Below are 17292 nucleotides of genomic sequence, written 5' to 3'. Positions count from 1 at the left end.
TGATGAGACTGAAACTCGTACCCCAAAGCACCTCGTTCGATTTCTTCAGCCGCTGGAAGCTCTGGCTGGGCATTTCGGCCCTGATGATGGTTGTGGCCTTTGCCTCATTCATGTTGCAGGGTTTGAATTTCGGCATCGACTTCCGGGGCGGCACAACGATCCGTACCGAAAGCACCCAGCCGATTGACGTGGGTGTCTATCGCGACGCAATTGCACCTCTCGAACTGGGCGACGTCACAATCACTGAGATTTTTGACCCGACCTTCGGACCGGAAGACAACGTTGCAATGATCCGCATTCAGGCACAGGCAGATGCAGAAGCTGTCGAAGCCTCGACCATCACAGCTGTTGAGGGCGCGTTGCAGGCCGTGATCCCCGATATCCAATTCGTATCGGTGGAGTCGGTTGGCCCCAAAGTCTCGGGCGAGTTGATTCAGACAGCCGTGATCGCCATCGTTTTGGCCATCGGAGCGGTGCTCGTCTATATCTGGCTGCGGTTCGAATGGCAGTTCGCTCTTGGCGCGGTCGCGGCACTTGTGCATGACGTGATCCTGACCATCGGCATCTTCTCCGAGCTTCAAATCCGCTTCGATCTGGCCATCATCGCGGCGCTTCTGACCATCGTGGGTTACTCACTTAATGACACCGTAGTCGTGTTTGACCGGGTGCGTGAAAACCTGCGGAAGTATAAGAAGAAAGACCTCAAAGAGGTTCTTAACATCTCGATCAACGAAACCCTCAGCCGGACGGTGATGACCTCGGTCACGACCCTGCTGGCGCTGATCTCGCTCTACGTGCTGGGCGGTGACGTGATCCGCGGCTTTGTCTTCGCGATGATCTGGGGTGTGATCGTGGGGACCTATTCGTCGGTCTTCGTGGCCTCGACCATCCTGCTGTGGCTGGGCGTCAAGCGCGACTGGTCCAAGCCGTCGAACAACGCAGGCAACCAGTTTGCCAACGTAGATGCCTGAGTTCTTCGGCCAGTCCCCACAGGGTCTGGCCGTTGTCTTATTCGCAGCCTTTCTTGGGGGCGTCGTTCGCGGTTTCTCGGGGTTTGGCACCGCTTTGGTTTTCCTGCCTATCGCCACCCCATATCTCGGCCCGTTCGGAGCGCTGATCGGCCTGACGATCATGGATATCTTTGGCCCCTTGCCGAATCTGCGCCGGGCTTGGAGCGCCGTGAACAAGGGCGATCTGACACGCCTTCTGCTCGGCTGCGCTCTTGTCCTTCCGCTGGGGCTTTGGGTGCTGACGCAGGTCGCGCCCGAGGTTTTCCGCTATGCGGTCAGCGGTCTGGCCCTTGCAATGCTGGCCATTCTGATCCTAGGCCTGCGATATCACGGTCATGTCGGCCGCGTGATGGTCACGGGTATCGGCGGAGCCGCCGGGTTTCTTGGCGGTGTCGCAGGGCTCCCTGGTCCGGCCGTCATCCTGTTCTACATGTCGCGCCCACTGCCGGTGGATGTCATTCGCGCGACAATCCTGTTGTTTCTGTTCGGGTTCGACTTCCTGCTACTCGGCTACCTGACCGGTATGGCGCAGGTCACCCTCGCCGCTGCTGGGCTGGGGCTTCTTCTGGCGCTACCCAACCTGCTGGGCAATTGGCTGGGCGGGTGGCTTTTTCGACCAGACCGAGAGCGCCTCTACCGCGCGGCCGCCTATCTGGCGATTGCGCTGGCTGCCTTGTCCGGCCTGCCGCTTTGGGGGTAAATACTGCGCATGCGACTGAATGAGATCAACTATACCAACGCCGAACCCGTGGACGGATACGGCCCCGGCTTTTTCCGGATCGGAGGGCGCGTTCATCAAGGCGCAGTGCTGACTGGCCCGACGGGAACGCAGGTGTGGGGCGGATACTCAGACGACGAGCCACTGAGCGAACTGTCCGAGCTCGTTGACGTCCTGTTCATAGGAACCGGAGAAGAGCTGGTCCATATCCCGCCCGAGCTGCGCCAAACTCTCGAATCTGCGGGGATCGGAGTCGAGATCATGAACTCCCCCGCCGCCTGCCGTACCTACAACGTCCTGCTATCCGAAGGTCGCCGCATTGCGCTCGCTCTGATCCCCGTCTGACGGGATCCCCTTCATCTGGCCCAAAATATCTCGGGGAGCGCGAGGGGCTGGCCCCTCGCATCCGAACCCATCCAAGCGCACTGCCCTAGCTCCCTGCGTCAAATCCAACCTTTTGCCTGCGTCCCCAATCGGATAAGCGAGTCTCATGACTCTAACCGTTTTCGATCTGACCATCACCCGTGGTGGCGTGCCCGTGCTCGAGGGGGTGAGCTTCAAACTCACCCCCGGTCAGGCGCTCATTTTGCGCGGGCCGAACGGAATAGGAAAAACAACGCTGCTCCGCACTCTGGCAGGGCTACAGCCTGCTTTGGCGGGAAAGATCGAAGGTGCCGAGGACCAGATCGCCTACGCCTCGCATTCCGATGGTTTGAAGCCAACCCTGACGGTTGTCGAAAATCTTGCCTTCTGGGCGTCCGTCTTTGGGACCCATGACATCCAGCCAGCACTAGACGCCTTTGCGCTGAATGACTTGTCCGACCGCCATGCGGGCAACTTGTCGGCCGGGCAAAAGCGCAGGCTGGGCCTTGCACGGATGCTGGTTACGGGGCGGCCGATCTGGATGCTGGACGAACCAACCGTCTCACTCGACAAAAACGCCGTTCAGATGTTCGCTGACGCTGTGCGCGGGCATCTGGGGCAGGGCGGCTCGGCCCTGATTGCAACCCATATCGACCTCGGCCTCGACGGAGAGGTTCTGGACGTCGGCCCCTACAAAGCCAAACCGCAACCCATCGATGACTTCGACGGAGGCTTCCTGTGATCGCCCTATTGTTGCGCGACCTGAAGCTGGCCTTTCGCGCAGGCGGAGGCTTTGGTCTCGGCCTGGCCTTCTTCCTGATCGTAACGGTTCTGGTGCCTTTTGCTGTCGGTCCACAATCGTCGCTGCTCTCGACCATCGCGCCGGGAATTCTGTGGCTGGGCGCGTTGCTGGCCTGCCTGTTATCTCTCGACCGTCTTCTGGCCCTGGATTGGGAGGACGGATCGCTGGACCTTCTGGCTACCGCGCCTCTCCCGCTAGAGGCCGTCGTCTCGATCAAAGCGCTGGCGCATTGGATCACGACCGGTTTGCCTCTGGTTCTGGCGGCACCGTTTCTGGGCGTCTTGCTGAACCTTCCCACGCCGGGCTTCTTCTGGCTGGTGATCTCGCTCCTGCTCGGCACCCCCGCCATGAGCGTCATCGGCACCTTCGGCGCCGCTCTGACCGTCGGGCTGAAGCGCGGTGGCCTGCTGTTGTCATTGCTGGTTCTACCGCTCTACGTCCCAACCTTGATCTTCGGCGCAGAAGTCGCCCGCCGGGGTGCCGTCGGGATGGAGACCCAAACGCCACTTTTGATGCTGGCGGGGATCACGATGGCCACGATAGCTCTGCTTCCATTCGCCAGCGCAGCGGTCCTGCGCATCAATCTGCGGTGAAGCGCCACAACTTTGAGCAAGGTCAATTGAGAATGAACCCGAGTCAGACTAAATAACGGCCATGTCTATCGCAGCCAAAGCCAACGCCCTCTGGGAATATGCCAACCCGCGCAAGTTTCTTGCCACCAGCGAGCGTATCTTGCCCTTTTTCTGGATCACCTCGGCGGTTTGCATCGTGGTCGGGCTGATCTGGGGCTTCTTCTTCACGCCGGATGACTTCCGACAGGGATCGACAGTCAAGATCATCTACCTGCACGTCCCATCGGCCCTGATGGCGATCAATTGCTGGCTGATGATGCTGGTGACCTCGCTGGTCTGGCTGGTCCGCCGCCATCACGTCAGCGCTCTGGCCGCGCGCGCCGCCGCACCTGTGGGCATCGTGATGACCCTGATCGCACTGGCGACCGGAGCGATTTGGGGCCAACCGATGTGGGGCACCTGGTGGGCCTGGGATCCACGCCTGACTTCGTTCCTGATCTTGTTCCTATTTTATCTCGGTTACGTCGCCTTGTGGGAGGCGATCGAGGACCCGGACACCGCCGCCGACTTGACCTCGGTCCTGTGTCTTGTGGGGTCGGTCTTCGCGATACTCAGCCGTTATGCGGTGAATTTCTGGAATCAGGGGCTGCACCAGGGTGCCTCGGTCATGCGGGCGGGAGCGGTCACGGGAACGGACACCGAAGAGAAAGTCAGCAACGTGTTCTTCTATCCATTGCTGACCTGCATCATTGGCTTCGTTCTGCTGTTCATAGCATTGGTTCTGTATCGCACCGGCACCGAAATCCGCGCGCGTCGGGTCAAAGCGCTGCTGGCTCGTGAAAGGGTGGGCGCATGATGCCTGATCTTGGAAAATACGCAGACGCTGTCTTGTCGTCCTACGCTGCTTCGATCCTGCTGCTCGTTGCGCTGGTCGTCTTCAGCGTGATCCGGGGACGCAAAGTGCGGGCCGAAATGGAGAAAATCGAACAAAGGATGTCGCGCAATGGCTAAGATTTCGCCTTTGATGATCGCGCCGCCGCTGATCTTCGGTGCTTTTGCCGTTCTGGCCGGTATCGGCATGTTCCGAGACGACCCCAACGCCCTGCCATCCGCCCGCGAAGGGCAACCCGCCCCTCCGGTCGTCCTGACTGAGTTTCCGGGCAAAACGCCTTTCGACGACGCGACCCTGCGGGACGGGCAGGTCAAGCTGGTCAACTACTGGGCCAGCTGGTGTGCCCCCTGTCGGGCAGAGCATCCAAACCTTGAGGCGCTGTCGAACGAAGGCATCCCGGTCTACGGTGTCAACTACAAAGACAAATTGGACAATGCGCAAAGCTTCCTGACTGAACTCGGCGATCCCTATACAGGCATCGGTCGCGATGAGCAGGGCCGCATGGCGCTGGACTGGGGCCTCTACGGCGTTCCCGAAACCTATGTGATCGACGGGGAGGGCACTGTGATCCTGCGGTTCGCCGGGCCGATCACCCAACGTGTGATCGAAAGCACGATCCGCCCGGCCCTTGAAAAAGCGGCTGGCGGTTAGAGCCTGTAGCCACCCGTTACAGCCAAGGTCTCACCCGTGATGAATGCGGCGTCGTCTGACGCCAAGAACCGCACGGCCTTCGCGATATCGTCGGGCCTCCCAATCCGCCCCATGGCCGTGTTGTCGACGAACAAAGCGGTCAAGTCTTCGGGGCGCGGGTCTTCTTGGATATTGATCGCCCCCGGTGCCACAGCATTGACCCGAATGCCTTGGGGTCCAAGTTCCTTTGCCATCCCGCGTGTCCAAAGGTTCAGGGCTGCCTTGCTTGCCCCGTAAATCACCGCGTCCTTCGGTGGCAAAACGGCGTTCATCGAGGAAATGCTGACAATCGCCGCGCCCGGTTTCAAATGGGGTATGGCAGCCGCCAGCAAAGCAGCAGGGGTCAGCAGATTCAAATCCAAAATGGCGCGATGATCTTCCTGGTCAAAAATCTCTTTCGGAGTGGACCTGACCAAACCCGCATTGTTCACGATCACGTCCAGCCGACCGAATCGTTCGACAACGTGGCGTATGACTGCCTCAGGCTGTCCGTCCTGCGTCAGATCGGACCGTATCGGTTGCAAACCTTTCTCTTCCAACACCGGATCGGGCTCAGTGGACAGCCATGTGAAAGCAACACGATAATCGCGCCGCAGATCCTCAACAATCGCGCGCCCAATCCCCCGCGCGCCACCCGTTACCAAAGCCACTTTATCCATACCAACCTCCTGCGCACGGTTGATAGTCCACTCAGGACACAATCAACTTCTTCTGTTCAAAAATACCTCGGAGCGCGAGGCAGAGCCTCGCATAAAAAAGGACGCCGACCGGCGTCCTTCCCAGTCTGTGGATCAACACCACATCAACCCGCCTTCGCGAGATTGCGCAGCACATAGTGCAGAACACCGCCGTTCTCGATGTATTCGATCTCAGGAGCTGTATCTATGCGGCATTTCAGGGTGATGGTCTTCTCTGTCCCGTCGCCATAGGTGATGGTGCAGGGCACCTCCTGCAGCGGCTCAATCGTGTCCAAACCGTGGATCGAGACCGTCTCATCCCCCTTCAACCCAAGCGTTTTGCGCGTATCTCCGCCGGTGAACTCAAACGGAATCACGCCCATCCCCACGAGGTTTGAGCGGTGGATGCGCTCAAAACTTTCGGCAATCACGGCTTTGATACCCAGCAGAGCGGTCCCCTTCGCGGCCCAGTCACGGGAAGAGCCCGCGCCATATTGCTCACCTCCGAAAACGACCAGAGGGGTGCCATTCGCCTGATACGCCATCGACGCGTCGTAGATCGAGGTCTGCGCGCCATCCGGCCCCTTGGTGTAGCCACCTTCGACCCCGTCCAACATCTCGTTCTTGATGCGGATATTGGCGAAGGTGCCGCGCATCATGACTTCATGGTTACCCCGGCGCGAGCCGTAGGAGTTGAACTCACGCGGCTGCACCTGACGTTCGATCAGATACTGACCGGCGGGCGAGGTCGTGGCGAACGAACCAGCGGGTGAGATATGGTCGGTCGTGACCATATCGCCCAGGATCGCCAGCACCTTGGCCCCTTCGATATTCGAGATCGTGCCTGGCTCGGCCCCCATGCCCTGAAAATAGGGCGGGTTCTGGATATAGGTCGAGGTCGGTGGCCAGTCATAGGTTTCCTGCTGTGGAACCTCGACCTCACGCCATTTCTCATCCCCTTTGAAGACGTCGGCATATTTAGACTGGAACGCCTCGCGGGTGACAGTTGCCTCGACCAATTCCGCGATTTCGCTCTGGCTGGGCCAGATGTCCTTCATGAAGACATCATTGCCGTCCCGATCCTGACCGATGGGTTCGGATGTAAGGTCGATATCCATCGTTCCTGCCAGCGCATACACAACGACCAGAGGCGGCGAGGCCAGATAGTTGGCGCGCACATCCGGTGAGATCCGACCTTCGAAGTTACGGTTGCCCGACAGAACCGAGGTGGCAACAAGATCGCCCTCGGAAATCGCCTCGCTGATTTCTCGCTGGATCGGACCCGAGTTGCCGATACAGGTGGTGCAGCCATAGCCCACAAGGTTGAACCCGATCTTGTCCAGATCGTCTTGCAGACCCGCGGCCTCAAGATAGGCGGAAACCACCTGCGATCCCGGTGCGAGCGAGGTCTTGACCCATGGCTTGCGGTCCAGACCCAGCTCGGCGGCTTTGCGGGCAACCAGACCCGCTCCGATCATCACATAGGGGTTCGAGGTGTTGGTGCAGGAGGTGATCGAGGCGATCACGACCTTGCCCGATTCCATACCGTAGTTCTCGCCTTTGACTTCGACCTGCTTGCCCATCGGGCGCTTGAAGGTCTTCTCCATCTCGTTCAGGAACGCGGCCTTCGCTTCCGTCAGCGCCACATAGTCCTGCGGACGTTTCGGCCCCGAGATAGCTGGAACGATGGTGCCCATATCCAGCGACAGGGTGTCGGTATAGATCGGCGCGTAGTTCTCATCACGCCACAGCCCGTTTTCCTTGGCATAGGCTTCGACCAGCGCAAGACGGTCTTCGTCGCGCCCGGTATTGCGCATGTAGCGCAGGGTTTCGCCGTCAATTGGGAAGAAGCCGCAGGTTGCGCCATATTCGGGGGCCATGTTGGCGATCGTGGCACGGTCGGCCAAAGGAAGACGATCCAAACCTTCGCCGTAGAATTCGACGAATTTACCAACCACGCCCTTTTCACGCAGCATCTCGACGACTTTAAGCACCAGATCAGTGCCGGTAGTGCCCTCGACCATCGCTCCGGTCAGTTCAAAGCCTACAACCTCGGGGATCAACATCGAGATCGGCTGGCCGAGCATCGCTGCCTCTGCCTCAATCCCGCCGACGCCCCATCCCAGAACGGCCATGCCGTTGACCATGGTGGTGTGGCTGTCTGTACCGACAAGGGTGTCGGGATAGGCGACCTCTTCGCCGTTCTGATCAGTATCCGTCCAAACGGTTTGGGCCAAATATTCTAGGTTCACCTGATGGCAGATGCCGGTGCCAGGCGGTACGACGCGGAAATTGTTGAACGCGTTCTGACCCCATTTCAGGAACTGGTAGCGCTCCATATTGCGCTCGTATTCGCGGTCCACATTCATCTGGAACGCACGCGGGTTGCCGAACTCGTCAATCATGACCGAGTGGTCGATGACCAGATCCACCGGGTTTAGCGGATTGATTTTTTGCGCATCTCCGCCCAAAGCTTTGATCCCATCGCGCATGGCCGCCAGATCGACTACGGCAGGCACACCGGTGAAATCCTGCATCAGCACGCGGGCAGGGCGATAGGCGATCTCGCGCGGGTTTTTGCCTCCGTTCTCACCCCATTCCGCAAATGCTTTGATGTCGTCGACCGAGACGGAGAACCCGTCATCCTCGAAGCGCAGCATGTTTTCCAGCACCACTTTAAGCGCGGCGGGCAGCTTGGAGAAATCACCCAGGCCGGCCTTTTGAGCGGCGGGGATGGAATAGTAGGAAATGGTTTTGCCATTCACGCTCAGGCTGCGGCGTGTTTTGGCGGTATCCTGTCCGGTTTTGATAGGCATCCTGTGGCCTCCCTCTCAAATAACTTGGAAAATGGGATTCGTTGCGGTTTATCTTGATCACGTTTGTCCGGGGTTCAAGCGTCAGTTACTGACAAGATGAAAGTGTATACTGTGGTATGCAAAATCAAGAGCAAGGGACTGCCTCGTCTCAAGAAACCTTGATTGGAGCTTGAAGAGCAAAACGTTTATCCGTTTTGCATGATTTTCAAGCCGAGGGGACTCATGTTCAAATCCGCCCTAGCAGCCGCCATTCTATCCGCCTGTGCCGCCTTTTCAGTATCGGCGCAAGAGGATTCGGTTGTGATCGAGTTGTTTACCTCGCAAGGGTGTTCATCCTGCCCCCCGGCGGATCGGCTTTTGCACGAGCTGATCAAGCGCGACGACGTGATCGGGCTGGCGCTGCATGTGGACTATTGGGATTACATCGGCTGGAAGGACGAATACGCCATTCCTGATCATACGACGCGGCAGCGGGCCTATGCCCGCAATGGTGGCCGGTCGATGATCTACACGCCGCAGATGGTGATCAATGGGCGGCATGACGTGGTTGGCGCGCAAGTGCAGGAGTTGGATCGGCTGATCAAGGCGCATCTGATCGCCGCGCCCACTGCTGAAGTGCAGGCTGAGCGTTCGGGGCAAGAGGTGACGGTGCGCGTGACGCCGATCGATTTGCCTGGTGGAGAGACCTATGACGTGCGGATCGTCCAGTACACGCCGCTGCGTCACGCCTCGATCCGGCGTGGAGAGCTCGCGGGCCATGAGCTCGACTATGCCAATGTGGTGGAAAGCTGGCAGATGGCCGGGCGCTGGGATGGGGCTAACGAGCAGGCGTTTTCAGCACAGTTGGATTCTGACCTGCCAGCGGTTGTTCTGGTGCAGCGGGCAGGTCACGGTCCAATCATCGCGGCCGCGCATGCGAAGTGATCAGGGCATATCTTCGGGCTGAACACCCAGCCCGTTCCACGCCTTCCAGCGGCGGTGAATCCAGAACCATTGACCCATATGCTGGCGCACCATCTGCTCCAGATCATCGTTGATATATTGCGTCATGGTCTTGGGGTCGGAATGCGGCACCGGGTCGTGCATCACGATTTCGAAATCCAGACCATTGGCTTGGCGCACCGCGTAGCAGGGGATCATGACCGCGTTGAATTTCATCGCAAGTTCGGCGTTCAGAACGGATGTGACGGCGGGCTTACCAAAGAACATCAACTCCTCGCCGCCGTGAACATGCAAGTCAGAGACGATGGCGATCATCTCACCCCCTTTGAGGGAGCGCACCATCTCAACCATTCCGCGCCGACCCTGTTCGAACATGGGCGAGCCGGTTTTGTAGAAGGCTTCGACATAGGCCTCATTGAAATAGGGGTTGGCCATACGACGATAGAGGCAGCCCAGAGGGCGCCCGCTGCGGGCTTGCAGCGCGATCCGCGTTGCGAGGTAGTGGCCGAAATGCGCGGCGATGATCATGACCGGTCGCCCCTCGGCGGCAGCGGCATCAAAAGCAGCGACACCGGGGCCGGACAGCTGTGCGTTGCGTTGGCGCGCTGTGAACCCTTCGGGCGAGAAGTGCTCCATCATGGCCCGACCTGCGTTGTCCGAGACCTCAGCCGAAATACGGTTAATGTCACGCTCTGACAGCTCGGGGCAGGTGAGTTTCAGGTTGTCTCGGACCCGTTTGCGAAACCCAACCAACGGGGCCAATCCGCGCACCAAGGTCCCCATTGCCCCGATGCGGGTTCCATAGGGCAGCAACCGCATGCCACCGATCACGCCTTTCAGGAACAGACTGGCGACATAGTATTTCCCAAGCTCAAACCGGCTGAGCTCTGACTTTTCGACAGGCATGGAGGTGTCTCACGGCGTGTTGCGTTTGCTGGGCCAGACATACAGGCCCGGCCCGGCAAGCTCAAGCACTCAGCCGGTTGAGGTCAGTCTTCGTCTTCTTCCGGCTCGACCAATGTCAGCGTGCCATCGTCTACCAAGGTGCGAATTGCGCCTACGATTTCGGTCATGGCCTCTTCGGCCTCGGACTGTTTGACGCGCCCGCGTTCAGCCATTTCTTCGCGCAGATTGTCGGCCATACGGGCGGAGATGTTGGATAGGATGAACTCAACCGAGGCTTTGTCATCGTCAGCGGCGGCCCCAGCCAGTGCAGTGACAAGGCTGGCTTGTTCAAACCCGCGCAGAATAGCGGGCACATCGCGTGTGGCGATACGGGCCGGGATGTGCGCGAAGGTGAAAATGGATTGACGCACAATGTCTGCGAATTCGGCGTCCTCTTCGTTCAGGGCCGTCAGCAACCCGTCGCGGGTTGAGGCTGCCGATTGGTTCAGGATCGCCCCCACGCGCGCACCGGGGCCATCGGAAAACGCCTGCGACGGGCGTTGATCCAGTTGAGCAGCCAGCGACCAGCCGATCCGTTCCACCGCTTCGGGGGTCACATTGGCCGTTTTGGAGATCGCATAGGTGATGCGTCGCGCAATGGGGCCGGGCAGGTGCCCCAGCAATTGCGCGGCTTTGGCCGTGTCGAGCTTGGACAGCATCACGGCGGCCACCTCGGTGCTTTCTGCCTGCGCCATCTGGGCCAGATCTCCGGCCGAAATCTCTCTCAGTCGCTGCCATGGATCGCCGATCTGACGCACGCCTGCGATTTTTCGCAATCGCGCTGCCGTGGCCGGGGCAATCTTGCCGTTCACCGCATCCAGCGCCCCAGCGAGGCCATGAGGGAAGGACAGGCCCACGCTATCCAGCGCGTCGCCAAATTCCTGCGCCACGGCATCCAGCGTCACACGGTTCACAAGACCCATCTGACCCAGTTGATGCGTGAGTGTTTCCTGCAATGCGTCGGGCAGTTCCTCTAGCGGGATATCCGCCCCTTCATTCAGCAACAGACGCACCACGATAGCGGCCTTTTGACGATTGCTGAGTGTGCGTGGGACGACGCGGGGCGCGTCGTCCGCCTGACCTGCACCCGAGGGCTGCGCCCCCGAGGCCACCTGAACCAAAGTATTCATGTCCTGCATCTGCCTGCGGTGCCAAAGTTCTGTTCCACAGGCAGGTTAGCGGGAATCAGGTAAAGAAAGGTTGAACCTCAGTAGTTATAGGTCAGCCCGGTCTTGATGGCTTCGCGCAGAGACGCCTCGGCCCAGGTGCCTTCGCCTCCACGCGCCTTGATCTCGCGCCATTGGGCGATGGCCAGATCAGTTTTCCCTTCGGAAACAAAGCCCTGAGCCATATAGCTGCGCGCCAGAAGGTTATCGGGGTTTGTGGCGATAGCCTGCTTGTAATAGGCATTCGCAAGCTCAATGTTGCCCATCTTGCGGTGCGTGAAGCCCCAGTAGGTCAACACGCGGTCATCATTTTGATCGCTCATGACGCGCAGGATGTTCTGGGCGTTTTCCAACTGACCATCATAGGCCAGCTCACGAACGGCTTCATAGAGGTCCTCATCGGTGAAATTCGTCGCGCTCGGTTTGACGCAGCGCCCGCGGTCTTCGCTCCAGACTCGGCCGAACAGGCATTTCTTGGTCGTGTTAGTGGGCTTGGGCGGATTGGCACCGCCGCCACCGGCTGCGTGGGCTGCTATGGGGGAAAAGGCGAAAGAGGTCAGTGCAATCGCGGATGCAAGAAGAATGCGCATAGTTTTAACTCCGTGGTCAGGTCTGCTCATCGAAATCATAGTGTGATCTTCAAAAAAGCTAACACCGGAGCTTTTCGATTTATTCACAAAGCAGACAGAATTTTTGTTCACGAAGTGCGTGATGATGCGAAAAGCGCCCGGTCGATGAGGGGCCGAGCGCTTTTCTGGGATGGTTTATTCGCCGAAGACACGCTCGAAAATCGTGTCGACATGCTTGGTGTGGTAGCCCAGATCGAACTTCTCCTCGATCTCTTCCACGCTGAGGGCAGCGGTCACCTCGGCATCGCCCAGAAGCTCGGTTTTGAAGTCCTTGCCTTCTTCCCAAACCTTCATCGCGTTGCGCTGCACCAAACGGTAGGCATCTTCGCGGCTGACACCGGCTTGGGTAAGGGCCAGCAGCACGCGCTGGCTCATGACCAAACCACGGAATTTGTTCATGTTGGCCAGCATGTTTTCCGGGTAAACGACCAGCTTGTCGACCACGCTGGTCAGACGCGACAGCGCGAAGTCTAGCGTCACGGTGGTATCAGGGCCAATATTCCGCTCGACCGACGAGTGCGAGATGTCACGCTCATGCCACAGGGCCACGTTCTCCATCGCGGGCACGACGGCCATCCGGACCAGACGGGCCAGACCGGTCAGGTTTTCAGTCAGAACCGGGTTGCGCTTGTGCGGCATCGCCGAGGAGCCCTTTTGGCCTTTCGAGAAGAACTCTTCGGCTTCAAGAACCTCGGTCCGCTGCATGTGGCGGATTTCGATGGCGATGTTCTCGATGCTGCTGGCGATGACGCCCAGAGTGGCAAAGAAGGCCGCGTGGCGGTCGCGTGGGATGACCTGAGTGCTGATCGGTTCGGGCACCAGGCCCAACTGGTCGCAGACATGCTCTTCAACGCGGGGGTCGATATTGGCGAAGGTGCCGACCGCGCCGCTGATCGCGCCGGTGGCGATTTCTGCGCGCGCGTCACGCATACGAGACAGGTTGCGATCCATCTCGGCGTAGAAGCGGGCAAAGGTCAGGCCCATCGTTGTGGGCTCGGCGTGGATGCCGTGGCTGCGGCCGATGCGAACCGTGTCTTTGTGTTCGATGGCGCGGCGTTTCAGAGCGGCCAGCAACCCTTCGAGGTCTGCGATCAGAATATCGGCGGCGCGGGTCAGCTGCACGTTGAAGCACGTGTCCAGAACGTCTGAGCTGGTCATGCCCTGATGCACAAAGCGGGCTTCTTCGCTGCCCACATGCTCGGCCAGGTGAGTCAGGAAGGCGATGACGTCGTGCTTGGTGACGGCCTCGATTTCGTCAATGCGGGCTACGTCGAATTCTACGTCTTTGGCTTTCCACACCGCGTCGGCGTTCTCACGCGGGATCACGCCCAGATCGGCCATGGCTTCGCAGGCATGCGCCTCGATCTCGTACCAGATGCGGAACTTGGTTTCGGGCGACCAGATGGCAACCATCTCGGGGCGGGAATAACGGGGAATCATTGGCAGCAGGACCTTATTGTGATTTGGCAGAGAGCGTTGTGGCGGGGTTTAACGCCGCAGGCCTATGGGAACAAGGCATGAGTGCCCGATTGCGGCGATCTGGCCGGGATATTGGAAATGGCGACCGTACCGACAACATTGTCCGATTTCGAAGGGCGCTGGCGCCTGACGCGCACGATCCGTGATGCTCGGGCGGGGCAGGTCGTGCAGGCAGAGGGCGAGGCCCTGCTGCAGCGATCCGAGGACGGGCTGATCTACACCGAAGAGGTGACGCTCAGCATCCCCGGACAGCCTCCGATGAAAGGAACCCGCAAGTACATTTGGCACGACGGTGGAGATCGCGTGTTGATCCATTTCGACGACGGGCGGTTTTTCCATGCCTTGACGCTGGGCGAGCAAAACGCCTCGGACCACCATGATTGCGCGCCTGACAGTTACGATGCGGTCTATGATTTCCACGACTGGCCCCGCTGGTCGGTGCAGTGGACTGTGAATGGGCCGCGAAAATCCTACGAAATGACCACAGACTATGCTGCGGTAGCGTAATCATGTTGCAGTTTGAGCGCTGACAAGGCATTGCTGGTGCAGAAATCTTGGTCCGAATTGGGAGAAGTTAAGATGAATGTAAACGTTCTGGCCAATGCGTTTGGCCCGCGTGAAGGTACGGCGCTGCTTGTAAAGCAGGTTGTACTGGTCGCTCTGGGCATCGTGGCCCTGGCGGTTGCCGCGAAAATCAAAGTGCCGATGTGGCCTGTTCCGATCACCATGGGCACCTTTGCCGTCCTGACCATCGGCACCGCCTATGGCGCACGTCTGGGTCTGATCACCATGCTGGGCTATCTGCTGGTAGGTGCGCTGGGCTTTGACGTATTCGCAGGTTCCTCGGCCGAGAAATTCGGTCTGACCTACATGATGGGCGGCACCGGCGGCTATCTGGTCGGCTACCTGATGGCGACCGTTCTGCTGGGCGCTCTGGCCGCGCGCGGCTGGGACCGCTCGGTTGCCAAACTGGCACTGGCGCTGTTGCTGGCCAACGTGCTGATCTACGTACCGGGCCTTCTTTGGCTGGGTCAGCTTTATGGTTGGGATAAGCCGATCTTGGAATGGGGTCTGACACCGTTCTTGCTGGGCGACGCCATCAAGCTGGGTCTGGCGGCCCTGCTGATCCCCGCCGTTTGGAAACTGGTCGGAGAGGCGCACAGCTAAGCGCCTGAGCCTGCTGAAATTCTAACCCGCGCCCCGAGATCCGAGGCGCGGGTTTTTTCTTTTCCAGGCAAGGGGGTGCTGGACAAGACCAGCCGCGACGGGCCAATCTGCGATCAGTGAAATAATTAGGCAATTGAGATATGCGTATTCGTTTAAAGACGGCTCTGGCGGCCTGCGCGGCCCTTTGGGTCGGGGCGGCTGTGCCAGCTGCCGCAGATACCCCGGTGACTTATACCGACGCCGGGCGTGCGCTCTTCAGCTTTGCGGTGCCGGATTTCTGGGTGCTGCGCACAGGCGGGCCACGCGACATTGAAGACACCGAGCTGGGCGACCCCCGCGCTGTGGCGCGTGTGATGGGGTTCAAGCCGGTCACGGATGACACGGTCTGGATGGGCTTTGTCTCGCCGGCCGGAGTTACCAGCATTCAGGACGGGTTGCGGTATCTGGATGATATCGACAAGTTTCTGGTGAATGATCCCACGGTTACCAGCACCAGCGACATTCGGATTGCAGGACTGCCTGCCAAGGTGATCCGGGGCACCGGCACGCGAGACGGAGGGGTGAGTTTCACTGCCACCATTATTGATCTGCCCCGTGGGCGCGTTGCGATTGCCGTGACGATCCTGCGGAACGGGGCCGATCCTGCCTATGTGGATGATCTGAACGCCGTGTTCGCGTCGTTCCGGTCTTTGCAATAGGGGGCTCAGATGACACGTAAACTGATGAAGCGATCCGTTCTAGTGTTGGGTCTAGGGATTTCAAGCCTGACTCTGGCGGCCTGTAATGGCGTCAGCGTGGGGGTAGGCGTCGGATATGGTTATGATCCCTTCTACGACTCGATGCTGTGGAACGATTACTATCACGACGTGGATGTGGATATCGATATCGACCGTCCGGACAGGCCGGACCGACCGCCGGTCAATAGACCTCCGGCACGTCCGACGCCGCCGATCGCGAAGCCTCCGGCGCGCCCACGGCCTCCGGTTGCGCGGCCGCCAGCAGCACGGCCTCCGATCCATCGGCCCGCGCCTCGTCGGGGCTGAGAATCGTCAGGCTCAGGGGAGGAGTTCGGTCGTGATATGTGCCGAACCCTCCAACGTGCGATGCACCGGGCATTTGTCGGCGATTTCCAGAAGACGGTCGCGCTGGGCCTGATCCAGAGGCCCCTCAAGCCGAATCTTGCGGCGGAACAGATCGACCTTGGCGTCCCCGTTAAGCCCAGCATCCTGCGCGTGGACCTTATTGTGACACACATCGACCGACACGCTGGTCAGCGGCCACTTCTTGCGGCGCGCATACATGCGGATCGTCATAGAAGTACACGCCCCAAGCCCAGACGAGACAAAACCGTACGGCGACATGCCCCGATCCGTGCCACCGTATGAGGCGGGCTCATCCGCGACGACATGATGGCGCGGCCCGGCCTGGATATCCTGCAGGAAGCCATTGGGATCGGCCTCGGTCACTCGGACAACACCTTCGGGCGCGCCCGGTGGCGGGGCAGGTGGGCGGAGTTCGATATAGCGCGAAACCCATGCTGAAATGACGTCAGCGGCATATTCGGCGTCTTTGGCCCGCGTTATCAGGTGATCGGCATCGTCGAGTGTCACGAAGCTTTTGGGGTGTTTGGCGGCCATAAAGAGCGTGCTGGCATTGTCGATGCTCACCGTTTCATCCCGCGGTGCGTGCAAGATCAAAAGCGCGGCCTTGAGTTCGGCGACCGAGGGGGTCAGCGCAGCCTCCGAAATATCATCGACAAAGGCCTTGCCGATGCGGAAGGGGCGACCGCCGAGAGAAACCTCAGCGCTGCCCTCTTGTTCGATCTCGGGCAGGGCCTGTTCGAAATGGTGCGAGACGTGCCCCGGATCGGCTGGCGCCCCAAGCGTTACCACCGCCTTGACCGAAGGAATGCCCGCCCGCGCGCGCAGAACCGCAGCGCCCCCCAGCGAATGCCCAATTAGCAACGCGGGGGCCATATCTCGGCCTGCAAGGTAATGCGCGGCCGCGATTAGGTCTTCGACATTCGAGGTGAAGGTGGTGTTCGCAAACTCTCCCTCGGAATGGCCCAACCCTGTGAAATCAAAACGCAAAACGGCAATGCCCATCGCCGCCAGACGGGCCGAGATCCGACGCGCGGCAGGAATGTCCTTAGAGCAGGTGAAGCAATGCGCAAACAGAGCGGTCGCCAGGACGGGGCCTTCCGGCAAGTCGAGTCGCGCAGCCAGACGACCGCCGTCGTGACCGGCAAAAGTGATGCGTTCGGTGGGCATGGCAGTTCCTTGGATTTCGGTATGGGATCAATAGTGTGCAGTTGTGCCGGATGTCTCAACCCCATTGTAGGAAGCGTCACGGGAAGGTGAGCAAAAACCAGTGAATATTTCGGTATTCAAGAAATGTGATGATACACACATCAAATATTCGTTT

At 59.6% G+C, this 17292-nt stretch carries 20 protein-coding genes; 13 read left to right on the top strand and 7 right to left on the bottom strand.

Annotation, left to right across the window (positions count from 1 at the left end; genetic code table 11):
- Positions 1 to 2 precede the first annotated feature (2 nt).
- From secF to ACP15L_RS02835, 8 genes are all read left to right on the top strand, one after another.
- A complete protein-coding gene (gene secF / locus ACP15L_RS02870; protein WP_425083208.1) occupies positions 3 to 971 on the top strand; it encodes a protein translocase subunit SecF in 969 nt (322 codons plus the stop codon).
- On the top strand, positions 964 to 1710 hold the full coding sequence (locus tag ACP15L_RS02865) for a sulfite exporter TauE/SafE family protein (RefSeq protein ID WP_170374074.1): 747 nt from the start codon (positions 964 to 966) through the stop codon (positions 1708 to 1710). The genes secF and ACP15L_RS02865 overlap by 8 nt, the downstream gene beginning before the upstream one ends.
- Before the next feature lie 9 nt (positions 1711 to 1719).
- Positions 1720 to 2073, top strand: a complete 354-nt coding sequence (locus tag ACP15L_RS02860) for an Mth938-like domain-containing protein (protein WP_425083040.1) — start codon at positions 1720 to 1722, stop codon at positions 2071 to 2073.
- Between the two features lie 145 nt (positions 2074 to 2218).
- A complete protein-coding gene (ccmA, locus tag ACP15L_RS02855; RefSeq protein ID WP_170640834.1) occupies positions 2219 to 2833 on the top strand; it encodes a heme ABC exporter ATP-binding protein CcmA in 615 nt (204 codons plus the stop codon).
- Positions 2830 to 3486 carry a heme exporter protein CcmB gene (gene ccmB / locus ACP15L_RS02850; RefSeq protein ID WP_170676494.1) on the top strand — a complete coding sequence of 219 codons (657 nt, stop codon included), beginning with the start codon at positions 2830 to 2832 and terminating at the stop codon, positions 3484 to 3486. The genes ccmA and ccmB overlap by 4 nt, the downstream gene beginning before the upstream one ends.
- A 61-nt stretch (positions 3487 to 3547) precedes the next feature.
- Entirely contained in the window at positions 3548 to 4321 is a 774-nt protein-coding gene (locus tag ACP15L_RS02845; RefSeq protein ID WP_425083039.1) for a heme ABC transporter permease, read from the top strand.
- Complete coding sequence (gene ccmD / locus ACP15L_RS02840) at positions 4318 to 4476, top strand: heme exporter protein CcmD (protein ID WP_170374069.1); 159 nt, start codon at positions 4318 to 4320, stop codon at positions 4474 to 4476. The genes ACP15L_RS02845 and ccmD overlap by 4 nt, the downstream gene beginning before the upstream one ends.
- The gene (locus tag ACP15L_RS02835) at positions 4469 to 5008 is read left to right on the top strand and encodes a DsbE family thiol:disulfide interchange protein (RefSeq protein ID WP_170466049.1); all 540 of its coding nucleotides are present in this window, start codon (positions 4469 to 4471) and stop codon (positions 5006 to 5008) included. The genes ccmD and ACP15L_RS02835 overlap by 8 nt, the downstream gene beginning before the upstream one ends.
- Here ACP15L_RS02835 and ACP15L_RS02830 read toward each other — a convergent pair.
- Complete coding sequence (locus tag ACP15L_RS02830; RefSeq protein ID WP_425083038.1) at positions 5005 to 5706, bottom strand: SDR family NAD(P)-dependent oxidoreductase; 702 nt, start codon at positions 5704 to 5706, stop codon at positions 5005 to 5007. The genes ACP15L_RS02835 and ACP15L_RS02830 overlap by 4 nt on opposite strands.
- Positions 5707 to 5849: 143 nt before the next feature.
- Positions 5850 to 8540, bottom strand: a complete 2691-nt coding sequence (gene acnA, locus ACP15L_RS02825) for an aconitate hydratase AcnA (protein WP_425083037.1) — start codon at positions 8538 to 8540, stop codon at positions 5850 to 5852.
- A gap of 222 nt (positions 8541 to 8762) precedes the next feature.
- Here acnA and ACP15L_RS02820 point away from each other — a divergent pair, with 222 nt between their 5' ends.
- Positions 8763 to 9464, top strand: coding sequence for a DUF1223 domain-containing protein (locus ACP15L_RS02820; RefSeq protein WP_425083036.1), 702 nt, complete (start codon positions 8763 to 8765; stop codon positions 9462 to 9464).
- On the opposite strand, the gene ACP15L_RS02815 is transcribed toward ACP15L_RS02820, so the two are convergent.
- The 4 genes from ACP15L_RS02815 to purB all read right to left on the bottom strand — a co-directional run bounded on the left by ACP15L_RS02815 (position 9465) and on the right by purB (position 13662).
- On the bottom strand, positions 9465 to 10388 hold the full coding sequence (locus tag ACP15L_RS02815) for a lysophospholipid acyltransferase family protein (RefSeq protein WP_425083035.1): 924 nt from the start codon (positions 10386 to 10388) through the stop codon (positions 9465 to 9467).
- A gap of 83 nt (positions 10389 to 10471) precedes the next feature.
- A complete protein-coding gene (locus ACP15L_RS02810; RefSeq protein WP_425083034.1) occupies positions 10472 to 11557 on the bottom strand; it encodes a flagellar motor switch protein FliG in 1086 nt (361 codons plus the stop codon).
- 77 nt (positions 11558 to 11634) lie between these two features.
- Complete coding sequence (locus tag ACP15L_RS02805) at positions 11635 to 12183, bottom strand: tetratricopeptide repeat protein (protein ID WP_425083033.1); 549 nt, start codon at positions 12181 to 12183, stop codon at positions 11635 to 11637.
- Between the two features lie 174 nt (positions 12184 to 12357).
- Positions 12358 to 13662: an adenylosuccinate lyase gene (gene purB / locus ACP15L_RS02800; protein ID WP_170458892.1), complete on the bottom strand. Its 1305-nt coding sequence runs from the start codon at positions 13660 to 13662 to the stop codon at positions 12358 to 12360.
- 117 nt (positions 13663 to 13779) lie between these two features.
- Here purB and ACP15L_RS02795 point away from each other — a divergent pair, with 117 nt between their 5' ends.
- From ACP15L_RS02795 to ACP15L_RS02780, 4 genes are all read left to right on the top strand, one after another.
- A complete protein-coding gene (locus ACP15L_RS02795) occupies positions 13780 to 14208 on the top strand; it encodes a DUF6314 family protein (protein WP_425083032.1) in 429 nt (142 codons plus the stop codon).
- A gap of 72 nt (positions 14209 to 14280) precedes the next feature.
- Positions 14281 to 14868 (top strand): biotin transporter BioY, encoded by a 588-nt coding sequence (locus ACP15L_RS02790; RefSeq protein WP_425083031.1) that lies wholly within the window; start codon positions 14281 to 14283, stop codon positions 14866 to 14868.
- Between the two features lie 140 nt (positions 14869 to 15008).
- Complete coding sequence (locus tag ACP15L_RS02785) at positions 15009 to 15566, top strand: hypothetical protein (RefSeq protein ID WP_425083030.1); 558 nt, start codon at positions 15009 to 15011, stop codon at positions 15564 to 15566.
- Between the two features lie 9 nt (positions 15567 to 15575).
- Positions 15576 to 15911 (top strand): hypothetical protein, encoded by a 336-nt coding sequence (locus tag ACP15L_RS02780; protein ID WP_170553034.1) that lies wholly within the window; start codon positions 15576 to 15578, stop codon positions 15909 to 15911.
- Between the two features lie 12 nt (positions 15912 to 15923).
- Here ACP15L_RS02780 and ACP15L_RS02775 read toward each other — a convergent pair whose 3' ends face one another.
- The gene (locus tag ACP15L_RS02775; protein WP_425083029.1) at positions 15924 to 17138 is read right to left on the bottom strand and encodes an alpha/beta fold hydrolase; all 1215 of its coding nucleotides are present in this window, start codon (positions 17136 to 17138) and stop codon (positions 15924 to 15926) included.
- Positions 17139 to 17292 lie beyond the last annotated feature (154 nt).

The sequence above is a fragment of the Ruegeria profundi genome (genome assembly GCF_049800715.1).
GTDB lineage: Bacteria > Pseudomonadota > Alphaproteobacteria > Rhodobacterales > Rhodobacteraceae > Ruegeria > Ruegeria profundi_A.
Note: the sequence above shows the minus strand (reverse complement) of the source record. Positions and strands in the feature narration are given on the sequence as shown.